The sequence below is a fragment of the Kitasatospora sp. NPDC056327 genome, assembly GCF_042261735.1.
GTDB lineage: Bacteria > Actinomycetota > Actinomycetes > Streptomycetales > Streptomycetaceae > Kitasatospora.
Genome location: NZ_JBHJRC010000537.1, coordinates 1 through 1705 on the forward strand (window position 1 = coordinate 1; position 1705 = coordinate 1705).

Here is a 1705-nt window from a genome sequence, read left to right on the forward strand (position 1 = left end):
GGCGCGGTCCCCCGCGGCGGTCCGGCCGTGCTCGGCGATCCGCCCTCGGCGGCCCGTGCTCGGCCGCGCGCCGCCCACCGTGCACCGTCGGCCGTGCACCGTCAGCCGGCGGCCCGGGCCGGGCGGGTCGCGCCACCGCGGACCTCCAGCTCGGCGAGCAGCCGTGCGGTGGCCTCCGTGACGGCCTCCACGGCCCGGTCGAAGGCCTCGCGGTTGTGCGCGGCCGGGGCCCGGAAGCCGGACACCTTGCGCACGTACTGCAGCGCGGCCGCGTGGTAGTCCTCCTCCGTGGCGTCGGGCGTCACGGGCGGTCTCAGCGTCTTGATACTGCGGCACATGACCCCAGTCTCGCGCGCGAGCGGCCGGGGGGCGACTCCCGTCCGTCACCGGCTCGACGTACGGACCACACAGGCCCGTCATCCGGTCGGATTAAGATTTCGGGCGAACATATCCCTACTCCTCCCTTTCGTCCCGGAGCACCCCCTTGCCTCTCGCGCTGGTCGCCCTGGCCGTCACCGCCTTCGCCATCGGAACCACCGAGTTCGCCGCCATGGGGCTGCTCCCCCAGGTGGCGGACAGCCTGGACGTCTCGATCCCGCAGGCCGGCTGGCTGATCTCGGCCTACGCGCTGGGTGTGGTGATCGGGGCGCCGCTGCTCACCGCCCTGGCCGCCGGCCGCCCCCGGAAGACGGTGCTGGTCGCGCTGGCCGGATTCTTCGCCGCCGGGAACCTGCTCTGCGCCCTCGCCCCCGACTTCTGGACGCTGGCCGCCGCCCGGCTGGTCACCGGACTGCCGCACGGGGCGTTCTTCGGCGCCGGGGCGGTCGCGGCGGCCGAACTCGTCGCCCCGGAGAGGCGGGCCCGGGCGGTCGCGGTGATGTTCTCCGGACTGACCCTCGCCAACGTGGTCGGGGTGCCGGCCGCGACCCTGCTCGGCCAGCAGCTCGGGTGGCGGGCGACCATGCTGGTGGTGGTCGCGATCGGGGTGGCCGGTGCGGTGGCGATCGCCCGCCTCGTCCCGGTGCTGCCCTCCCCCGCCCAGTCGGGCCTGCGGCACGAGCTGCGCGCGTTCCGCAGCGGGCAGCTGTGGCTCGCGCTGGCCACGGTGGTCTTCGGCTGCGGCGGCTTCTTCGCCTGCTACTCGTACATCACCCCGCTGCTCACCGAGGTCTCCGGCTACGCCACCGGGTCGGTGACGCTGGTGCTGGCGCTGTTCGGGGTCGGCATGACGATCGGCAACCTGCTCGGCGGGTACGCCGCCGACCGCGCGCTGCGGCCCACCGTGTGCGCGGCGTTCCTGCTGCTCGCGGCCGTGCTGGCGCTGTTCGCGGTGACCGCGCGGACACCGTGGTCGGCGGCGCTGACGGTGGTCCTGGTGGGGCTCTTCGGGTTCGCGATCGTGCCGGCCGTGCAGACCCTGGTGATGCGCGAGGCGCGCGGCGCGCCGACGCTGGCCTCGGCGACGGTGCAGGGCGCGTTCAACCTGGCCAACGCCCAGGGCGCGTTCTTCGGCGGGCTGGCGCTGGACGCGGGGCTCGGCTGGACCTCCCCGCCACTGGTCGGCTCGGGCCTGGCGGCCTCCGGCGCGCTGATCGCGGTGGCCGCGTGGGCGCTGGCACGGCGGCGCGGCGACGCGCCGTCCGTCCCGGTGGCGGCGGGCGGCGCCCTGGTGCCCCGGCCCGCGCCGGCCCCGGACGACCGGGCC

The 1705-nt window shown here is 76.2% G+C and carries 2 protein-coding genes; one reads left to right on the forward strand and one right to left on the reverse strand.

The features are described 5' to 3' along the window. Nucleotides 1-101: 101 nt before the first annotated feature. Nucleotides 102-338: a DUF2277 domain-containing protein gene (locus ACFCX4_RS36120; RefSeq protein WP_376151699.1), complete on the reverse strand. Its 237-nt coding sequence runs from the start codon at nucleotides 336-338 to the stop codon at nucleotides 102-104. Nucleotides 339-484: 146 nt separating this feature from the next. Here ACFCX4_RS36120 and ACFCX4_RS36125 point away from each other — a divergent pair. Continuing rightward, nucleotides 485-1705, forward strand: a 1221-nt coding sequence (locus tag ACFCX4_RS36125; protein ID WP_376151701.1) for an MFS transporter, incomplete at its 3' end; no start/stop codon positions are given.

What these genes read in the sequence shown, in the direction of transcription:
- ACFCX4_RS36120 (WP_376151699.1), bottom strand. Translation starts at nt 338, where the DNA reads ATGTGCCGCAGTATCAAGACGCTGAGACCGCCCGTGACGCCCGACGCC.